Annotated in this window: 17 protein-coding genes and 1 tRNA gene; 7 read left to right on the top strand and 11 right to left on the bottom strand. The window is 70.9% G+C overall.

The window, feature by feature from the left end:
- Positions 1–7 precede the first annotated feature (7 nt).
- Positions 8–1,168 carry a hypothetical protein gene (locus ACFY1E_RS04045; RefSeq protein WP_389071092.1) on the bottom strand — a complete coding sequence of 387 codons (1,161 nt, stop codon included), beginning with the start codon at positions 1,166–1,168 and terminating at the stop codon, positions 8–10.
- The gene (locus tag ACFY1E_RS04040) at positions 1,119–2,066 is read right to left on the bottom strand and encodes a phosphatase PAP2 family protein (protein ID WP_389071090.1); all 948 of its coding nucleotides are present in this window, start codon (positions 2,064–2,066) and stop codon (positions 1,119–1,121) included. The genes ACFY1E_RS04045 and ACFY1E_RS04040 overlap by 50 nt, the downstream gene beginning before the upstream one ends.
- 193 nt (positions 2,067–2,259) lie before the next feature.
- Between ACFY1E_RS04040 and ACFY1E_RS04035 the strand changes: the two genes are divergently transcribed.
- Positions 2,260–2,859, top strand: coding sequence for a histidine phosphatase family protein (locus ACFY1E_RS04035; protein ID WP_389071088.1), 600 nt, complete (start codon positions 2,260–2,262; stop codon positions 2,857–2,859).
- Positions 2,860–2,949: 90 nt separating this feature from the next.
- On the opposite strand, the gene ACFY1E_RS04030 is transcribed toward ACFY1E_RS04035, so the two are convergent.
- Positions 2,950–4,419, bottom strand: coding sequence for a hypothetical protein (locus ACFY1E_RS04030; protein WP_389071085.1), 1,470 nt, complete (start codon positions 4,417–4,419; stop codon positions 2,950–2,952).
- A 288-nt stretch (positions 4,420–4,707) separates the two neighbouring features.
- Between ACFY1E_RS04030 and ACFY1E_RS04025 the strand changes: the two genes are divergently transcribed.
- On the top strand, positions 4,708–5,139 hold the full coding sequence (locus tag ACFY1E_RS04025) for a hypothetical protein (RefSeq protein ID WP_389071624.1): 432 nt from the start codon (positions 4,708–4,710) through the stop codon (positions 5,137–5,139).
- 60 nt (positions 5,140–5,199) lie between these two features.
- Positions 5,200–6,069 carry a spermidine synthase gene (locus ACFY1E_RS04020; protein ID WP_389071083.1) on the top strand — a complete coding sequence of 290 codons (870 nt, stop codon included), beginning with the start codon at positions 5,200–5,202 and terminating at the stop codon, positions 6,067–6,069.
- Positions 6,070–6,081: 12 nt separating this feature from the next.
- On the opposite strand, the gene ACFY1E_RS04015 is transcribed toward ACFY1E_RS04020, so the two are convergent.
- Positions 6,082–6,591: a hypothetical protein gene (locus tag ACFY1E_RS04015; protein WP_389071080.1), complete on the bottom strand. Its 510-nt coding sequence runs from the start codon at positions 6,589–6,591 to the stop codon at positions 6,082–6,084.
- Positions 6,592–6,702: 111 nt separating this feature from the next.
- Between ACFY1E_RS04015 and ACFY1E_RS04010 the strand changes: the two genes are divergently transcribed.
- From ACFY1E_RS04010 to ACFY1E_RS04000, 3 genes are all read left to right on the top strand, one after another.
- Positions 6,703–7,407, top strand: a complete 705-nt coding sequence (locus tag ACFY1E_RS04010; protein ID WP_389071079.1) for a response regulator transcription factor — start codon at positions 6,703–6,705, stop codon at positions 7,405–7,407.
- Entirely contained in the window at positions 7,404–8,819 is a 1,416-nt protein-coding gene (locus ACFY1E_RS04005; RefSeq protein WP_389071077.1) for a sensor histidine kinase, read from the top strand. The genes ACFY1E_RS04010 and ACFY1E_RS04005 overlap by 4 nt, the downstream gene beginning before the upstream one ends.
- Positions 8,820–8,927: 108 nt before the next feature.
- Entirely contained in the window at positions 8,928–10,376 is a 1,449-nt protein-coding gene (locus tag ACFY1E_RS04000; RefSeq protein ID WP_389071074.1) for a cellulose binding domain-containing protein, read from the top strand.
- Between the two features lie 90 nt (positions 10,377–10,466).
- Here the strand turns inward: ACFY1E_RS04000 and ACFY1E_RS03995 are convergent, their stop codons facing one another.
- The 4 genes from ACFY1E_RS03995 to ACFY1E_RS03980 form a co-directional block, all read right to left on the bottom strand.
- A complete protein-coding gene (locus tag ACFY1E_RS03995) occupies positions 10,467–11,906 on the bottom strand; it encodes a GH1 family beta-glucosidase (protein ID WP_389071072.1) in 1,440 nt (479 codons plus the stop codon).
- Between the two features lie 140 nt (positions 11,907–12,046).
- Positions 12,047–12,949: a carbohydrate ABC transporter permease gene (locus ACFY1E_RS03990; RefSeq protein WP_389071069.1), complete on the bottom strand. Its 903-nt coding sequence runs from the start codon at positions 12,947–12,949 to the stop codon at positions 12,047–12,049.
- Positions 12,936–13,970 (bottom strand): carbohydrate ABC transporter permease, encoded by a 1,035-nt coding sequence (locus tag ACFY1E_RS03985; RefSeq protein ID WP_389071067.1) that lies wholly within the window; start codon positions 13,968–13,970, stop codon positions 12,936–12,938. The genes ACFY1E_RS03990 and ACFY1E_RS03985 overlap by 14 nt, the downstream gene beginning before the upstream one ends.
- On the bottom strand, positions 13,967–15,289 hold the full coding sequence (locus ACFY1E_RS03980) for an ABC transporter substrate-binding protein (protein WP_389071065.1): 1,323 nt from the start codon (positions 15,287–15,289) through the stop codon (positions 13,967–13,969). The genes ACFY1E_RS03985 and ACFY1E_RS03980 overlap by 4 nt, the downstream gene beginning before the upstream one ends.
- A gap of 359 nt (positions 15,290–15,648) precedes the next feature.
- Between ACFY1E_RS03980 and ACFY1E_RS03975 the strand changes: the two genes are divergently transcribed.
- Entirely contained in the window at positions 15,649–16,689 is a 1,041-nt protein-coding gene (locus tag ACFY1E_RS03975; protein WP_389071062.1) for a LacI family DNA-binding transcriptional regulator, read from the top strand.
- Between the two features lie 166 nt (positions 16,690–16,855).
- Here ACFY1E_RS03975 and ACFY1E_RS03970 read toward each other — a convergent pair whose 3' ends face one another.
- The 3 genes from ACFY1E_RS03970 to orn all read right to left on the bottom strand — a co-directional run bounded on the left by ACFY1E_RS03970 (position 16,856) and on the right by orn (position 18,201).
- Complete coding sequence (locus tag ACFY1E_RS03970; protein WP_389071622.1) at positions 16,856–17,353, bottom strand: GNAT family N-acetyltransferase; 498 nt, start codon at positions 17,351–17,353, stop codon at positions 16,856–16,858.
- A 68-nt stretch (positions 17,354–17,421) separates the two neighbouring features.
- Positions 17,422–17,494, bottom strand: a tRNA-His gene (locus ACFY1E_RS03965).
- A gap of 104 nt (positions 17,495–17,598) precedes the next feature.
- Positions 17,599–18,201 carry an oligoribonuclease gene (gene orn / locus ACFY1E_RS03960; RefSeq protein WP_115908012.1) on the bottom strand — a complete coding sequence of 201 codons (603 nt, stop codon included), beginning with the start codon at positions 18,199–18,201 and terminating at the stop codon, positions 17,599–17,601.
- Positions 18,202–18,234: the final 33 nt, after the last annotated feature.

The following is an 18,234-nucleotide window of genomic DNA, read 5'->3' as shown; positions in this document are numbered from 1 at the left end:
AACGCCGTCAAGACCGGGCACCCCCCGTCGTGGCATTCGCCGGGGCCTGCGGGCCGCAGTTCTGCAGCGCCTCGGCGCGCAGCCGGGACGCTCTCCGTAGGGCCGTCACCGCTGGATCCTCCGGGTCTCCGGTTTCTCCCCGGGCCGCCGACAGGACCTCCTCGACCGTCGTCAGGCCGCCCAGTTCGGCGCGGACGGAGCGGCCCAGGGAGGTCACCGCGCCGGCCGCGCGGGAGCGGTCGCGGCAGTGGAAGGCCAGCTCGCAGGCGGACAGGCACTCGGGTGCGTACGTCGCCGGGACCGACTCCACGGCCGAGGCCAGCTCGGCGGCGGGCAGCTGAGGGGAGAAGCAGGTGCCCTCGGGGAGCGTGTCGGCGATGTCCTCGATACGGGTGAGACGGGCCAGCTGGCGGCCGGTGACCGCGCGCTGCTTGCGCACGTCGACGGCCGAGGCGGTGGGGAGGTTGGAGAAGTCCTTGGGGCAGACGAGGAGGATCCGGTGCCGTACCTCGGGGGCGGGGTCGAGGCGGGCGGCGACCTCCTCCAGAGCCAGCACGTACACCGCCGCCTGGCGTGCCGCCGCGCCCACCTTCGCCGGGTCCGCGCTGCCGTCCAGCATCGGGAAGGACTTGATCTCCACGACCGTCCAGCTGCCGTCGGGGTGCACCACCACGGCGTCCGGCTCCAGGAACGCGGGGGAGCCCGCCACGTCGAGCGCGAGCATCGGGTGGTCGAGGAGCGTCCAGCCGCCGGCGGCCGCGGTGGCCTCGCGCAGCGCCAGCGCCGTACGGGCCGCGCGGCCCTCGGGCCCGGTCGCGGAGAGGTCCGGCACCCGCGCCTCGGCGGGTGGCTCCGCGCGCCGGTCCAGCTTCTCGTGCACCAGCCTGAGCAGCTCCGCGCCGCCGTCCGCCTTGACCTTCGCCTCGAACGCGTTGCCCCGCGTGAACGCGAACTGCGACTGCCCGAAGACCGAAGGGGAACCCAGCGCGCTCGCCACCGCCGCCTTGTTCACCCCGGCGCCGTCCAGGATCGCGCGCCGTCTGCACCCGGGGTTGGCGGCGAGGGCGGCCAGGGCGCGCGCGTCCAGCGCCTTGGCCGGTACGTCGGGACCGCGCAGCTCAGCGAGCCGCTGCCGGAGCGCCTTCCCCCGCGTCCGTGGGAGAGGCACCCGGCTCGGCTCCGGATCCGGTCCGGGACTCGCGCTGCCGTGGAATTCGCTCACCCGCGGAAGTCTGGCATCCGGCACTGACAATTGAGGAACCTGCGACCTGAGCGCCCCCTGCGCCGAAGGACAGCCGCTCCTTGATCCCGTCCGCGCCCCGCATGACGTACGGCGTCAGGAGCAGCCCGACGCCCATCACGGCCGCACCCGCGACCGCGTCGAGGAAGTAGTGGTTCGCGGTGCCCATGACCACGATCGTGGTGAGCAATGGGTAGGCGACGGCGGCGACCTTCGTCGTACGCGTCCTGCCGTACCGCCACAGCATGACCCCGCACCACAGGGCCCAGCCCACGTGCAGGCTCGGCATGGCCGCGTACTGGTTGGTCATCCCCCCGAGGCCGCGCGGGGCGCTGGCCTCGCCGCCCCACCAGCCGTACGAGCTGTACTGGGCCATCGTGTCGACGAAGCCGTGGCCCGCGGAGAGCAGGCGCGGCGGGCAGGTCGGCAGCAGGGTGAAGCCGATCAGCCCGAAGAAGGTGGACGTCATCAGCCAGGTGCGGGCCGCGCGGTAGTGCACGGTGCGTGATCTGAACAGCCAGACCAGGATCGCCGGTGTGACCAGGTAGTGCAGCGACGCGTACCAGAAGTCCGCCGGGACGCCGAGCCACGCCTCGCGGGTGAAGAGCCGGTTGAGCGGGTGCTCGGCGTTGAGGTGCAGGAACTTCTCGATGTGCAGGATCGCCACGCCGTGGTCGACGGCGCCCGAGGTGTCACCGCGGGCGAGGAGGCGGCCGGCCGAGTAGCAGGCGTACACCAGCAGGATCAGCGGGAGCTCGGTCCACCAGCGCAGGCGGGTCTGCGGGGTCGCTGCCTCGATGCCCGGTGTCGTCTCGGTCCTCGGCATCCGATCGCCTCCCCCTTCGTTCTCGCGCGGCGCCCGGCGGGCCGGTCGTGCCACTTTACGGCGTACGTGCGCACCCGCTTCGGGCGCCCCGGCCCTCAAAGACGCAGAGATCGCCCGCCGGGTTGCCCGCCCCAAGGGTGCGCGATGATGGACTGGTTCCGCCTGTGATTTCTCCCGGAAGGCTTTTCAGCTCATGGCACCGCGCATTCTGCTGGCCCGGCACGGACAGACCGCGTGGTCGCTGTCCGGCAAGCACACCGGCAGGACCGACGTGCCGCTCCTGGAGGAGGGCCGGCGCGGCGCCAAGCTGCTCGGCGAGCGGCTGCACCGGACGCCGTTCGAGGGGCTTCCCGGGGTTGCCGTGCGCACCAGTCCGCTGGCACGCGCGCGTGAGACGTGCGAGCTTGCCGGGTTCGGGGAGCGGGCGGTCGTGTGGGACACGTTGATGGAGTGGGACTACGGGGCGTACGAGGGGATGACGCCCGAGGAGATTCAGGCTGTGCGGCCGGGTTGGCTGATCTGGCGGGACGGGGTGCCCGGGGGTGAGTCGACGGCCGAGGTGGCCTCGCGGGCGGATGAAGTGGTGGCCTGGGCGCGGGCTGAGGACCGGGATGTGCTGGTGTTCGCCCACGGGCACATCCTGCGGTCGATCGGGGCTCGGTGGTTGGGGCTGCCGTTGGACTTTGCCGCGCGGATTCGGTTGAACCCGACGTCGTTGTCGGTGCTGGGGTGGGCTTATGGCGAGCCTGCCATTGAGAGCTGGAACGACCTGGGGCACTTGGCCGGGGTGTGAGCTGTGCCCGGGGGCGTCGCCGGCGGGCGGGGGTGTCGCTCTCTTTGGGACGGGTGCCGCCCTTGGCGGCACGATTGCCCGCAGCTACGGCTACGGGGTTCGGGGCTGGTTGGCGTGGCGGTCCAGGAAGGTTGACACGCCCGACGCCCGGCGGTGGGGAAGCAGCACCCTGGCCGTTCCTGCCAGCATCGTCTGGACCCGGGAGGACTGGACCTGGTCCAGGAGGTCCAGTACCTGCATTCCGGCCGTTGCCGCCTCGTCCGGGCGGCCGCCTCTGGCCAGGTCGTCCGCCAGTTCCGCCGTGTACAGGGCGATGTTGCGGGTGAAGTGCGGGTCCTGGAGCCGGGCCGCGCGGCGCGCGTGGCGTGCGGCGCGCGGCCAGTCGCCCAGCGTCGACCAGCACTGCGCCTCCAGGCCCTCCAGCTCGGCCTCGCCGTAGAAGCTCATCCACTCGGGGTCGGCGTCCGAGGGGCCTCGCTCGAAGAGGGTCTGCGCGCGGACGAGCGCCTGTTCGCAGGCGGTGCGGTCGGCGAGTCCCGCCCAGCCGCCCGCCTCGCGCAGCGCGAGCAGCGACATCAGCCGGGCGGAGCCCAGGGGGCGCGCGACGCGTTGTGCGGCCTGCGCGGCCCGGACCGCCTCGCGCGGGCGTCCGGCGTCGCGCGCGAGGAACGCCGTGTTGCAGAAGGCGTGCGCCTCCAGGGCGTCGTCGCCGGTCATCCGGGCGGTCGCGAGCGCCTCCGCATAGTGCGAACGGGCATCGTCGAACCGCCCCGAGTCGTGCGCCAGCCAGCCCACGGAGATGGCGAGTTCACCGGCGCCCGAGTGGAGACGGTCGGCGGTCGTCTGCCGGGTCGCCCCGGCGTCCAGCAGCGCGTAGGCGGCGCGCAACGGAGCCGATGCACGCCGGTAGAGCCCGTCCGCGCCGTGCCGGTCGTCGAGCAGCCGGATTCTGCGTACGGCCTCTTCGAGCGCGTACGCGTCGTTCGCGCCGGGGCGGCGGACGGGACGTCCCGCTGCCGCGGCGTCGAAGGCGAGCCCGATCGGGCCCAGCGAGGCGGCGGCCACCGTGGCGCCACCGCCGGTCATGAATGCGCGACGCAGCACGTCGCTCTCCTCGTAGTTCTCGTGAAGCGCATGGCTCTCGTGGTGATGTCCATGCGGGTCGTAGGGGACTTGCGGGTGGTGAGGGACCTGCGGGTCCGGGTTGTCCTGCCTCTCATACGGCTCGTACGCCCCCGGTGTCTCACCGGTGGTGTGCGCCCGGCGTCCGCGTACGGACGAGCGGGGCGCGAAGCCCAGGTCGGTGAGGGTGCGGCCGGGGAACATATGCAGGAACACCCGTTCGTATGCGTAGTTGGGGCAGCGGATCTCGCCCGCCTCGACCCGGCCGATGTAGCGCGCGTCGCAGCTGACCCGCTCCCCGATCTCGCGCGCGGCCCGGCGCACCGCGGCGGCGAACTCGGCCGGAGAGCGCTGTCCGCGCAACTGCCGGAAGACGAGGTTCGGCCGCGGTGGCCTGGGGGGCGTGGGCTGGGACGAGGTCAGCTGTGACGACGCCATGGCCGGGTCCTCTCGTGCGAACCGTCGAACCATGCCGGATTCAGGGTGGGTTGTCCGTGAAGAGCCCTGTCTCCAGCGGGGAAGAACGTACCTGCTGTGGCGGACTGCTCACGCTGTGTTTGGCTACAAACCGGATATCTCATACGGGATCTGCCATGAACTGCCATCCTTTGTGGCTGACTTCCGCCGTAGCCGTTGACGCCTGTGCCGCGTTGAGTCCTGCGGACCGGGAGCCGCCCGACTCCCGACCCGCTTCGTTCAAGGAGGGGTTCCGTGGTGGAGGCCGGGATGGAGATCAGACAGAGCGTCGTTCCTCGTACGCCGCCCGCGACCGTGGCGCACGCTCCGGGGCGCGGCGAGCCGCCCCTTCCCGACGGTGCGTGCGACCTCGTCACCGTGCCCACCCGGCAGGGCCTTGAGGCCGTCGACATCCTGCGGCGCGGCGCGGGCGACGCGGTCGGCCCCGTCCTGCACGACGACGACTGCAACACCCTGGGCTTCGTGGTGCCACCCGGCACGGCCGCCGCCTGGGACGTCCCGGGCAGCACCTGTACGGAGACCGACGGACGCGGATCGAGACTGAACCCCGAGCCGCCCGTGGCGGGCTCGGACTGGCTGCTCCCGCCCGGCGAGGCCGACCTCGCGACCGACCCGGCGGTCCTGCGCGCCGCCCTGGGCGAGGCGGCACGGATCATCGAGGCCGCGGACAACTGCCGCTGACCTGGTCGCTCGTGCCACCCCGCACAGGCGTGGCCGCCCGGCGCCGCCGATAATGGCGCAATGGGAAAGTCCAGGAACCCCCGGCGCGCGGGCGGCGCCGCCGAAGCGGTCGTCCAGGCCGTCGACGGCGGGCTCGCCGAGCTGATGCCCGACCGGGACCGGGTGCGGGCCTGGACACTGCTGATCGACGGGGCGCCGCAGTCGCACGTCGATCTCGACGACCCCTCCTACCTCTCCTTCGAGTACCAGCGCCGGCTCGGGCATGTCATCGACCTCGTCGCACCGGCCGGGAAGCCCGTGCACGCCGTGCACCTCGGCGGCGGAGCCCTCACCCTCGCCCGCTATGTCGCCGCCACCCGCCCCCGCTCCACCCAGCAGGCCGTCGAGCGGGACGCCGCGCTCGTCCAACTGGTCCGCCGTGAGCTGCCGTTGGATCCGAACGCCCGGATCAGGGTGCGTTCGGTCGACGCCCGCGAAGGGCTCGCCAAGGTGCCCGACGGCTGGGCCGACCTCGTCATCGCCGATGTGTTCAGCGGCGCCCGCACCCCGGCCCACCTCACCTCGACCGAGTTCCTCGACGACGTCCGCCGGGTCCTGAAGCCGGGCGGCTGCTACGCCGCCAATGTCGCGGACGGGCCGCCGCTCGCCCACCTCCGCGGCCAGATCGCCACCGCGGCCGCCCGTTTCCCCGAACTCGCGCTGGTCGCCGACCCGACCGTGCTGCGCGGCAAGCGCTTCGGCAACGCGGTCCTGGTCGCCTCGGACGCCCCGCTGCCGATCGCGGAACTGACCCGCAGGGCCGCCTCCGACCCGCATCCCGGCCGCGTCGAACACGGCCGCGCGCTCCTCGACTTCACCGGCGGCGCGACCGCGGTGACGGACGAGGCGGCGGTGGCGTCTCCGGCGCCGCCGCCCTCGGTGTTCCGCTGACCGTAGGGGTGACTAGTAGTTCCCGATCTCCACATGCGGCGGCCCGTCGTGCCAGGTGCAGATCACCGAGACCTTGTCGGTGCCCGAGGTGAACTCCACCCGGATCCAGGTCGCCGTCTTCCACGTCTGCATCGACCAGCCGGTGTCCGGGGTGGCCATGACGAGCGTCGCCGCGCTCCTGCCGAGGTCGAAGACCACCCGCCCGCCGTCGGTGTCGTAGCTCTTGACCTGGCCGGACGCGGTGGGGGTCGGGCTGGGGCTCGATGTCGGTGTCGTCGACGGCGTGGGCGTAGGGGAGGGCTTGCTCGACGCGCCCTTCGACGGGGACGGCGACGGCCGCCTCGTCGACGACGCCAGCGGCTTCGACTCCTGCGTGGTCGCCTCCGCCGCCGTGATCGGCAGGGCGCGCGGCGGGTCGTACGCCGTGCCCGCCATCACCGTGTGGACACCCCACCACGACAGCGTGACCGCCGCGCCCGTGGCGAGCGACCAAGCCAGTACGTGTACGAGTCCTCTGCGCATCGCGGGCCATACTGCCTCACGCGTCCCACGGGTGTCCCGTCCGTTGTCCACAACCGAAGAGTTGTCCACAGGCCCGGATACGCCTCTTCCGCATGGCGTACGGTGCCGCGCATGGCAAGTGTGCTCGTGGTCGAGGACGACCAGTTCGTACGCTCGGCGCTGATCAGGCACCTGACCGATGCCGCGCACACCGTGCGCAGTGTCGGGACGGCGCTGGAGGCGCTGCGCGAGGTCGCCCATTTCCGTTTCGACGTGGTGATTCTGGACCTGGGACTGCCCGACCTGGACGGGTCCGAGGCCCTGAAGATGCTGCGCGGCATCACCGACGTGCCTGTGATCATCGCCACGGCGCGGGACGACGAGACGGAGATCGTCCGGCTGCTCAACGCGGGCGCCGACGACTACCTGACCAAGCCGTTCTCCGTCGAGCACCTGTCCGCGCGGATGTCCGCGGTCCTACGACGGTCCCGGTCCTCCCCTTCGGACGCCGCGCCCTCCACGGTCCTGCGGGTCGGCGGCCTCACCGTCGACCCGCTGCGCCGCCAGGCCGAACTGGACGGTGTGCGGCTCGACCTCACCCGCCGCGAGTTCGACCTGCTCGCCTTCCTGGCCGGCCGGCCGGGTGTCGTCGTGCCCCGCAAGGAACTCCTCGCCGAGGTGTGGCAGCAGTCGTACGGCGACGACCAGACCATCGACGTCCATCTGTCCTGGCTGCGGCGGAAGCTGGGCGAGACGGCGGCGCGGCCCCGCTATCTGCACACGCTCCGGGGCGTCGGAGTGAAGCTGGAGCCGCCGGGTGGGGAGCCGCCGCGATGAGATGGGCACTGGTCAAGGTCTGTCTGGCGGTCACCGCCATGGTCGTGGTCGCCTTCGCGGTGCCGCTCGGGCTCGTCATCAAGGAGATGGCCCGGGACCGCGCGTTCTCCAACGCCGAGCGGCAGGCCGCCGCGGTCGCCCCGGCACTGTCCATCACCACCGAACGCGACCAGTTGGAGCGCGTCGTCGCCTCCGCCGGCTCGGACTCAGGGATGGCCGTGCACATACCGGCGGCCGCCGGACAGTCCGCCCTCGACATCGGGCGGCAGCGCGCCGCCGACGAGGACATCGCGACCGTCCGCAAACTGGGCCGCGCCTCCACCACCGCGGTCTCCGGCGGCTCCACACTCCTCCAGCCGGTCGCGCTGAGCACCGGCGCGATAGCCGTCGTCGAGGTGTACGTCCCCGAGTCCGAGGTCAGCAACGGCGTCGGTACGGCATGGGCGGTGCTCGCGGGTGTCGGGATCGCCCTGATCGTCGGATCCGTCGCGGTCGCCGACCGGCTGGGCGTACGGATGGTGCAGCCCGCGCAGAAGCTGGTCGAGGGCGCGCACGAGCTGGGGGAGGGGAAGCTGGGGGCGAGGGTGCCGGAGGAAGGGCCGACCGAACTGCGGCTGGCGGCAGTCGCGTTCAACTCCATGGCCGACCAGGTCGTACAACTCCTGGCGAACGAGCGCGAGTTGGCGGCGGATCTGTCCCACCGGCTGCGCACCCCGCTGACCGTGCTGCGGCTGAATGCGGCCTCGCTCGGCGACGGACCGGCCGCCGAGCAGACCCGGGCCGCCGTCGCCCAGCTGGAGCGGGAGGTCGACACCATCATCCGCACCGCCCGGGACGCCAAGCCGCAGACCGCGGCCGCCGGGCCCGGCGCCGGATGCGACGCGGCCGAGGTGGTCCGTGAACGGATGGCGTTCTGGTCGGCGCTCGCCGAGGACGAGGGCCGCAAGTGGCGGATGGCCGGCGCCGACCGTCCGGTGCGCATACCGGTGGCCCGGGCGGACCTCGCGGCCGCGCTGGACGCCCTGCTCGGCAATGTCTTCCGGCACACCGCCGAGGGCACGGCCTTCGCGGTCGACCTGCACAACGGCGAGGACGCCGTGATCGTACTTGTCTCCGACGCCGGTCCCGGGATCCAGGACCCCGAGGCCGCCATGGCGCGCGGGCGGGGCTCCGGCAGCGACGGATCCACCGGACTCGGCCTGGACATCGTGCGCCGGCTCGCCGAGTCGACCGGCGGTGACGTGCGGATCGGGTCCTCGGTCCTCGGCGGGACCGAGGTGCGCATCTGGATCCAGCTGGACGGGCGGGAGCGGACGCCCGGACGGGGCCACCGCTCCGTACGGCGCCGCAGACAGAAGAAACTCGTCCAGGAATTGGTCTCTACCTTTAACCGTCCCCGATCCCTTCCTTAAGCGCACCCTAAGATCCTCAACCCCCGCCCGGATCAGGCACTTTGCCCGATTCCGGCTCGCTAGCGTGCTGCCGCACCCGACCCCCGAACCATGAAGGCAGGCACGCGCATGAGCACGCACCGGCGCAGGATCAGTGGCAGGAACAAGGCGATCGGCGGAGCGGTCGCCGCGGCCGTGATCGGTGGCGGCGCGCTCCTGCTCACCGGTACCGCGCAGGCGGCCGGCGTGGCCGCCGCGTACACCAAGACCAGTGACTGGTCGACCGGCTACACCGCCCAGTACGTCGTCACGAACAACACCGGTCAGACGGAGAAGAGCTGGAAGCTGGAGTTCGACCTGCCGTCCGGCGCCAGGCTGAGCTCGCTGTGGAACGCCGAGTCCAGTGTGAGCGGGCAGCACGTGACCGTGACACCGGCCAAGTGGGACACCGACGGCCTCGCACCCGGCAAGTCCGTCACCGTCGGCTTCGTCGTCAACGGCACCGGAGACCCGAGCAGTTGTCTCGTCGACGGCGCCAAGTGCTCCGCGGACGACGGCCCGACGCCCGAGCCGAGCGGTCGCCCGACCCAGTCCCCGACCCCCACCCCCACGCCCACTCCCACCAAGACGGCGCCCCCCACGGCCACCCCCACCCCGACCCAGAGCTCCGGAACCGGCACCACGGCGAGCGCCGGCTTCGCCCCCTACGTCGACACCTCCCTCTACCCCGCCTTCGACCTCCTCGCGAGCGCCGACGCGACCGGCGTGAAGAACTACAACCTCGCCTTCGTCACCGACGGCGGCGGCTGCACACCCAAGTGGGGCGGCGTCACCGACCTCGGCAGCGACGGGGTCGGCTCCCAGATCGGCGCACTGCGCGCCAAGGGCGGCGACGTCCGTGTCTCCTTCGGTGGCGCCTCCGGTTCCGAACTGGCGACGACGTGCTCCTCGGCGGACGCGCTGGCGGCGGCGTACGGCAAGGTCGTGGACCAGTTCAAGCTGACCAAGGTCGACTTCGACGTCGAGGGCGGTGCGCTTCCGAACGCCACGGCAAACACGAACCGCGCGAAGGCGATAGCCAAGCTCCAGGCGGCCCACCCCGACCTGGACGTCTCCTTCACCCTCCCGGTCATGCCCGAGGGCCTCACCCAGGACGGCGTGAACCTGCTCTCCAACGCCAAGTCCAACGGCGCGAGGATCAACACCGTCAACATCATGGCCATGGACTACGGCGCCTCCTACAGCGGCGACATGGGCACCTACGCCGAGCAGGCGGCCACCGCCACGCAGGCGCAGGTCAAGAGCGTGCTGGGGCTCTCCGACGCCGCCGCCTGGAAGACGGTCGCCGTCACCCCCATGATCGGCGTCAACGACGTCTCGTCGGAGATCTTCAAGGTCGACGACGCCACTCAGCTGACGGCCTTCGCCAAGTCCAAGGGCCTCGGCGGCCTCTCGATGTGGTCGGCGACCCGCGACCAGCAGTGCGCCGGCGGCACCAAGCCCGCCGCCGACGCCACCTGCAGCTCGATCACCCAGGACAAGTTCGCGTTCTCGAAGGCGTTCGGCGCCTTCAACTGACCATCGCACAACGGGGGTTGACGCGCCCCGGCCGGACTTCCCCCCACCCGGCCGGGGCGCGGCGTCTCCCGCTGTGGCCTCCCGCCCCGGTCAGTCCGCCGCCACGGGAGGCAGCGTCCCCGTCCGAGCCGCCTGCCCGTACCAGAGGGCGCTCGACTTCGGCGTACGGGCAAGCGTGGCGTAGTCGACGTACACCGCCCCGAAACGCTTCTCGTAGCCGTACGCCCACTCGAAGTTGTCCATCAGGGACCACAGGTAGTAGCCGCGCACGTCCGCGCCGTCGGTGATCGCCCGGCGTACCGCCGCGAGGTGCTTCTCCAGGTACGCGATGCGCTCGGGGTCGTGGACGCGGCCGTCGGGGTCGGGCTTGTCGTCGTAGGCGGCGCCGTTCTCGGTGATGTACAGCGGCAGGCCAGGGGCCTCGCGGGTGTACCGCATGATCAGCTCGTGCAGGCCCGTCGGGTCGATCGTCCAGCCCATCTCGGTGCGCTCGCCGGGCGTCTGGTGGAAGGCGACGTCGTCCGCGCCCGGCCACGGGGAGTGGTCGCTGGCGCCGTGGCCGTCGGCGCGCGGGGCGCTCGTGTCCGCGTCGGTCGCCGAGACCAGCGTGGGCGTGTAGTAGTTGAGGCCCAGCGCGTCCAGCGGCTGGTTGATCGCCTGCAGGTCGCCGTCGAGGACGTACGACCAGTCGGTGATCGGTCCGGTCGCTGTGAACAGCGACTCCGGGTACGCGCCGTGCAGGATCGGGCCGTGGAAGACGCCGTTGGCCAGGTCGTCGATCTTCCGCACCGCCGCCAGATCCGCCGGGTCCTGCGGGGAAAGGGGCCTGACCACCGAGGAGTTGAGGCTGAGCGCGACCGAGTTGCGGGCCGGCATCACGGAGCGCAGGGCCGAGGCGCCGAGCCCGTGCGCCAGGTTCAGGTGGTGAGCGGCCCTCAGCGACGCCTCCGGGTCCGTCCGGCCCGGCGCGTGCACCCCGGAGCCGTAGCCCAGGAACGCACTGCACCACGGCTCGTTCAGGGTGATCCACTGCTCCACCCGGTCGCCCAGCGCCTCGCCCACGATCTGGGCGTACTCGGCGAACCTGAGCGCCGTGTCCCGCTCCGGCCAGCCGCCCGCGTCCTCCAGTTCCTGCGGCAGGTCCCAGTGGTAGAGGGTGACGGCCGGCTTGATGCCGTGCTCGAGCAGCTCGTCGACCAGCCGCCGGTAGAAGTCCAGGCCGACCTGCACCGCAGGCCCCCGGCCCGTGGGCTGCACCCGCGACCAGGAGATCGAGAAGCGGTACGCGGACAGGCCCAGCTCGGCCATGAGTGCCACGTCTTCGCGGTACCGGTGGTAGTGGTCGACAGCGATGTCACCGTGCTCGCCGCCGGCGGTCCTGCCCGGAGTATGACTGAAGGTGTCCCAGATCGAGGGCGTACGACCGCCTTCCCGCACCGCCCCCTCGATCTGGTACGCGGAGGTCGCGGCACCCCAGAGGAAGGCGGGGGGAAAGGTCACCGGGGTCGCCGGCTGTGCGGACTCAGGCATGGAAGCGCTCCCATAAGTGGTCGTCGGGACCGAAGAGTTGGAGGGGGTGGGGGAGGAGGGGCCGAGGCGGCGCTGACCCGGCCCCGAGGGGACGTACAACGACTGCGCCGGAACCGGAACGGAACCGGGATGACGAACCGTCAGCCCTTGATCGCACCCTGCATGATGCCACCCACGATCTGCTTGCCGAACAGGATGAACGCGATCAGCAGCGGCAGCGTGCCCAGCAGCGCGCCCGCCATGATCACCGCCTGGTCGGGGACATAACCGGTGCCGAGCGAGTTGAGGGCGACCTGCACGGTCGGGTTCTGCTGGTTGAGGGCGATGATCGGCCACAGGAAGTCGTTCCAGGCGAACACGAAGGTCAGCAGGCCGAGCACGGCCATCGCGGGGCGGGCCGCGGGGAAGACCACGTGCCAGACGACTCTCAGGCTGCTCGCCCCGTCCACCCGGGCCGCCTCGATCAGCTCGGTGGGCAGCGCCTGCACCAGGTACTGCCGCATGAAGAACGTGCCGAAGGCGCTGACCAGGGTGGGCAGGATGACGGTCTGCAGCTGGTTGGACCAGCCCAGGTCCGCCATCCACAGATACAGGGGCACGACGGCCAGCTGCGGCGGAATCATCATCGTGCCGATGGTCAGCAGGAGCAGAGTGCTCGAGAACCTGAACCGCAATTTGGCGAAGGCGAACCCGGCGAGCGTGGAGAACAGGACCGTACCGATGGTGATGGTCCCGGCGACGATCGTGGAATTGACCATCGCGGTGCCGAGCCCGGCCTGGTCCCAGGCGGCCTGCAGGTTCTTGAACAGGTTCGCGCCGAACCACAGCGGAGGCGGTGACTGCGCGAGCCGCTCGTTGTTGCGCGAGGCCGCGATGGCCGTCCAGACCAGCGGGGCCAGCGAGATCAGTGCGAAGACCGTCAGGACGACATAGGTGACCGGACCCGCGTGCATCTGCTTGCCGGCGCCGATCACCCGGCGGCGGCGCGGACCGGGCCCGCCCTTCAGCCGTGCCTGAGGAAGGGTCAGTTCATCGGTCGTCATGGGACTTCCTCAACCGTCGGGTGATCAGCAGGTTGATCGCGGCGACGATCAGCAGGATCAGGAACATCGTCCAGGCGATCGCGGAGGCCTTGCCGAGGTTGCCGATGCCCCAGCCCTGGTCGTACATGTACAGGCCGAGCGTCTGGTACTGGTGCGCGGAACCGCCCTTCGAGCCGCTGACCCCGCCGAACAGGAGCGGCTCACCGAACAGCTGCGTCGCGCCGATGGTGGAGACGACCACCGTGAACAGGATCGTCGGCCGCAGCATCGGGATCGTCACATGGCGGAACTGCTGCCAGCGGCCCGCGCCGTCGATCGCCGCCGACTCGTACAGGTCGGAGGGGATCGCCTGCATCGCCGCGAGGTAGATCAGCGCGTTGTAGCCCGTCCACCGCCAGATCACGATCGTGGAGACGGCGAACTGCCCGCCCCAGTCGGACTCGCGCCAGTTGATCGGGTGGACACCCACGAAATGGAGCAGCCAGTTGACCATGCCGCCGTCCCACGAGTACAGCAGCGTGAAGACCAGCGTCGCCGCCGCCACCGAGGTGGCGTACGGGGTGAGCATCACGACCCGCCACAGGGTCGAGCCGCGCAGCCGGTAGTTGAGCAGATGCGCGATCCCGATCGCCATCAGCAACTGCGGCACCGTGGAGATCACGCCGATGGTGAACGTGTTCTCCAGGGCGTTCCAGAAGAACTCCGAGGACAGCAGGTGCTTGTAGTTGTCCAGGCCCGCCCAGGTCTGGTGGTCCAGACCGGACAGCTGCACGTTGTGCAGCGAGTACCAGGCCGTATAGAGGAGCGGAACGAGCCCGAAGGCCCCGAAGATGATGAAGAAGGGGGCGATGAACGCGTACGGGGACGCCTTCATGTCCCAGCGGTACAGCCGGCTGCGCCATGAGTCGGGGCCCGGCGGTGTACCGCGACCGTGAGCGCCCCGGGCCGCGCCCGGCGGGGTGCCGGGCGCGGCCTCGGCGCTCGACGCGGGATGCGCGAGAGCCTGCTTGGAGCTGGTCACTGGCCGAGCACGTCCTTGACCTCGTTCTTGGCCGCGTCCCAGCCCTGCGTCGGGCTCTTGCCCTTCTGCTCGACCTGGAGGATGCCGACGTCGGTGATCGCGGTGTTGATCGGCTGGTCCTTGATACCGAAGTACTGGACCGGGATGGTCTTCGCCGAGTCGGCGAAGATCTGCGTGAGCGGCGCGTTCGAGAAGTAGGCCGTGGTGTCCGCGGCCGGCTTCAGAGTCGCGTACGCCGACGGGGTCGACGGGAAGCTGGCCTGCTTGGCGAAGACCTTCGCCTGCTGCTCGGGTGCGGTCAGCCACTTGGCCAGGGCGATGGCCTCCTTCTGGTGCTTGCCCGCCGTCGGCACGCCGAGGAAGGAGCCGCCCCAGTTGGACGCGGTCGGGGCCGCCGCCACGTCCCAGTTGCCCTTGCCGGAGGCACCGGACTTCTGCTCGATGTAGCCGATCATCCAGGCCGGGCAGGCCACCGTCGCGAAGGTGCCCTTGGCGTAGCCCTGGTCCCAGGTCGGGTCGAACTGCTTCAGCTTCGCCGACATGTTGCTGGTCGCCACGGACATGGCGACGTCCCAGGCCTTCTTCACGCCGTCGGACTTGTCCCAGACGACGTTGCCGTCCTTGTCGTAGTAGCGCTCGTTCCCGCCGCCGAGGGCCGCGTTGTAGACGGAGGAGGCCGAGTCCACGAACTTGGTGCCGCTGGGCGCCTTCTTCATGTACTGCTTGCCGACGTCGACGTACTTGGCCCAGTCGCCCTTCCACTGCGCGGCGAGCTTGGTGCGGTCCGTCTCCAGGCCGGCCTTCTTGAAGAGGTCCTTGCGGTAGCAGATCGCCATCGGGCCGACGTCGGTGCCGAGCCCGATCATCTTGCCGTCCTTAGTGGTGGCCTGGGCGTTCTTCCAGCCGAGCCACTGGGACTTGTCGACGTCCTTGCCGAGGTCGACGAACTTGCTGCCCTGCGTCTGCACGGCCTCGGTGATGTTGCCGACCTCGATCGCCTGGATGTCGTCGGTGCCGGAGCCCGCCTGCAGCCGGGTGAGGACCTTCGGCCAGTACACGTCGGTACGGGTGGTGACGTTCTCCTTGATGCTGATGTCCGGGTGCAGCTTCATGTACTCGTCGTAGAGACCGGCCTGCTTGTAGCCGAACACACCGAAGGTGCCGATGGTCAGTGTGGTCTTGCCCTTGCTGTTGCCGCCACTGTCGTTCGACGAGCTGTTGTCCGAGTCCTTGGAGCAGCCGGCCAGCAGCCCCGTGGTCAGCGCGGCGACGGCCGCGAGGGCCATCAGCCTGCGGGACCGTCGGGTACTCGTGCCCATTTGCGTCCTCCTGTTGCCTGACGTGCCGACCCCCCGGCCAACTGCATTGTTGGGCCCGTTCTACACGCTGCGGCTCGGGCGGGGAACGTGCGGGATGTGTATGTGTCAGGTACTGTGGGAGCGCTCCCACAAGTGATGTGTTGAAGGTTCGCCGGTTCGAGCGGGGGTGTCAAGGGAGTCGACGTGGCGAGATGTGTTCAGTTATCGGCCTGTTAACTGGACGAAAGGAGTCCGGTACCGGCCGGGTTCTCCGGTCGGCCGTGGGGCCTGGGAGCTGGAGCACCCGGAGACGGCCACGGACGCCCCGGGACTGTTAGATTCCAGGCCAGCTGCAGTAACGGCGGAAAGGGCGGAGCCAAATGCGGAGCCGGAGCGGTGGGCGCCCCACCCTCGAAGAGGTCGCCGCGCGCGCGGGCGTGGGCCGCGGCACGGTCTCCCGCGTGATCAACGGCTCGCCCCGGGTCAGCGACGCGACCCGCGCGGCGGTCGAGGCGGCGGTGGCCGAACTCGGATACGTCCCCAACACGGCCGCTCGCGCCCTCGCGGCGAACCGCACGGACGCGATCGCCCTGGTCGTCCCCGAGCCGGAGACCCGCTTCTTCTCGGAGCCGTACTTCTCGGACATGCTGAAGGGCGTCGGTGCCGAGCTGTCCGACACGGAGATGCAGCTCCTGCTGATCTTCGCGGGCGGCGACCGAGAGCGCCGCCGCCTCGCGCAGTACCTCGCCGCGCACCGCGTGGACGGTGTCCTGCTGGTCTCGGTGCACGCGGACGACCCGCTCCCCGATCTCCTCGCGCAGCTGGAGATCCCCGCCGTGATCAGCGGCCCCCGGTCGGCCGCCGAGACCCTGACCTCGGTGGACTCGGACAACTACGGCGGCGGCCGCTCGGCGGTGGAGCACCTGCTCTCCCGGGGCCGCCGCAAGATAGCCCACATCACCGGCCGCCTCGACGTCTACGGCGCACAGCGCCGCGTCGACGGCTACCGCGACGCCCTGAGCGACGCGGGTCAGGAGGTCGACGAACTCCTCATCGAACCGGGCGACTTCACCGAGGAGGGCGGCCGCCGGGCGATGACGAAGCTGCTCGGCCGCTGCCCCGACCTGGACGCGGTCTTCGCGGGCTCCGACGTGATGGCGGCGGGCGCCCGCCAGGTCCTGCGTGAGGAGGGCCGCCGGATCCCCGACGACGTGGCGCTGGTCGGCTACGACGACTCGGCCATCGCCCGCCACATGGACCCACCCCTCACCAGCGTCCGCCAGCCCATCGAGGAGATGGGCCGCCGCATGATCGACCTCCTCCTCAGCGAGATCGCCGACCGCCGCCCGGCCGTCTCCCGCGACCTGGAACGCCGCCAGGTGGTCCTGGCTACGGAACTGGTACCGCGCACGTCTTCCTGACGACGGCACGGTCTTACGGCGTCCGGCCTGGCCGGGGGGCCGCAGCCAGGCCCTGGCTGGCGGTACGGCGGCGCAGCTGGCGGTGGTGGAGCGGGGGACGCGGGTCGAGCCGGGCGAACGGTTCGCGGGGGTGCGGGAGTTGGTGGCGGCGTGGCGGGCGGCGACGTCAGCCGGGTAGCGAGAGTTGCCACGGCTGCTCGCCGTCCTGCTGCTCGTCCGTCGGGAGGAGTCCGGCCGCCCGGGCCACGGCCGCGGAGGCGATGTGCTCGGGGTGGATGTGCGCGAGGACCGTACGTATGGGCTGTCGGCGCAACCGGTCGACCAGTCCGCGCGCAGCCTCCGAGGCGAACCCGCGCCCCTGCCAGGGAGTGCCGACGACCCAGGCGATCTCCGCGACCGTCCCGGTGACCGTTGCCTGGACGGTTCCCACCAGCCGTGATTCCTCCCTCTCCCGCAGTACCCAGTTGCACCAGGAGACGGAGGGATCGGGGGAGCCGGCGACGAGGCGTTCGTAGCGGACGCGCAGGGCCGCGGGGGACAAGGGGCTGCCGCCGATGAAGGTGTGGAGTGCCGGGTCGGAGAGGACGGCGGCCATCTCGTCGGCGTGCGAGACGCGGAGGGGCAGCAGGTCGAGGCGCGGAGTGCTGATGGTGTCGGCGTACATGCGCACGCGGCCTCCCCGGAAATGAATCAGCCGGTGACCCTTCTCAGGGTCACCGGCTGATCACTCAGGGTGAGTGACGGGACTCGAACCCGCGACATCCTGGACCACAACCAGGTGCTCTACCAGCTGAGCTACACCCACCACGACCGGCGGTTTACTTCGTGGTTTTCCGACCGGCCGAGAAAAAGTGTACAGGGTCCGAAGGGGTGCTCGCGCACGCCTTTTGCCGCGCCCCCTCGGGGGCGTTACTCCGCAGGCAGGACGTGCTTCGCGGCGATCGACCTGGCGGTGTCGGAGTCGGGGCCGGGCTGCGGCACGAAGATCGCCTCGCGGTAGTAGCGCAGTTCCGCGATGGACTCGCGGATGTCGGCGAGCGCGCGGTGGTTGCCGTTCTTCTCGGGGCTGTTGAAGTAGGCCCGCGGGTACCAGCGCCGGGCCAGCTCCTTGACGCTCGACACGTCGACGATCCGGTAGTGGAGATAGTCCTCGAGCGTCGGCATGTCGCGGAGCAGGAAGCCACGGTCGGTGCCGACCGAGTTGCCGCACAGCGGGGCCTTGCCGGGTTCCTTGACGTGCTCGCGGACGTAGGCGAGGACCTGTTCCTCCGCGTCGGCCACCGTCGTGCCGCCGGCGAGTTCGTCCAGCAGCCCGGACGCGGTGTGCATCTGGCGCACCACCTCCGGCATCGTCTCCAGTGCCTTGGACGGCGGACGGATGACGATGTCGACACCCTCGCCGAGGATGTTCAGCTCGGAGTCGGTGACGAGGGCTGCCACCTCGATGAGAGCGTCGTCGGACAGCGAGAGGCCGGTCATCTCGCAGTCGATCCACACCATGCGATCGTTCATGCGACCACCCTAAGGCTGGCGCCCGCAAAATCG

This window comes from Streptomyces sp. NPDC001604 (assembly GCF_042893475.1).
GTDB lineage: Bacteria > Actinomycetota > Actinomycetes > Streptomycetales > Streptomycetaceae > Streptomyces.
Note: the sequence above shows the minus strand (reverse complement) of the source record. Positions and strands in the feature narration are given on the sequence as shown.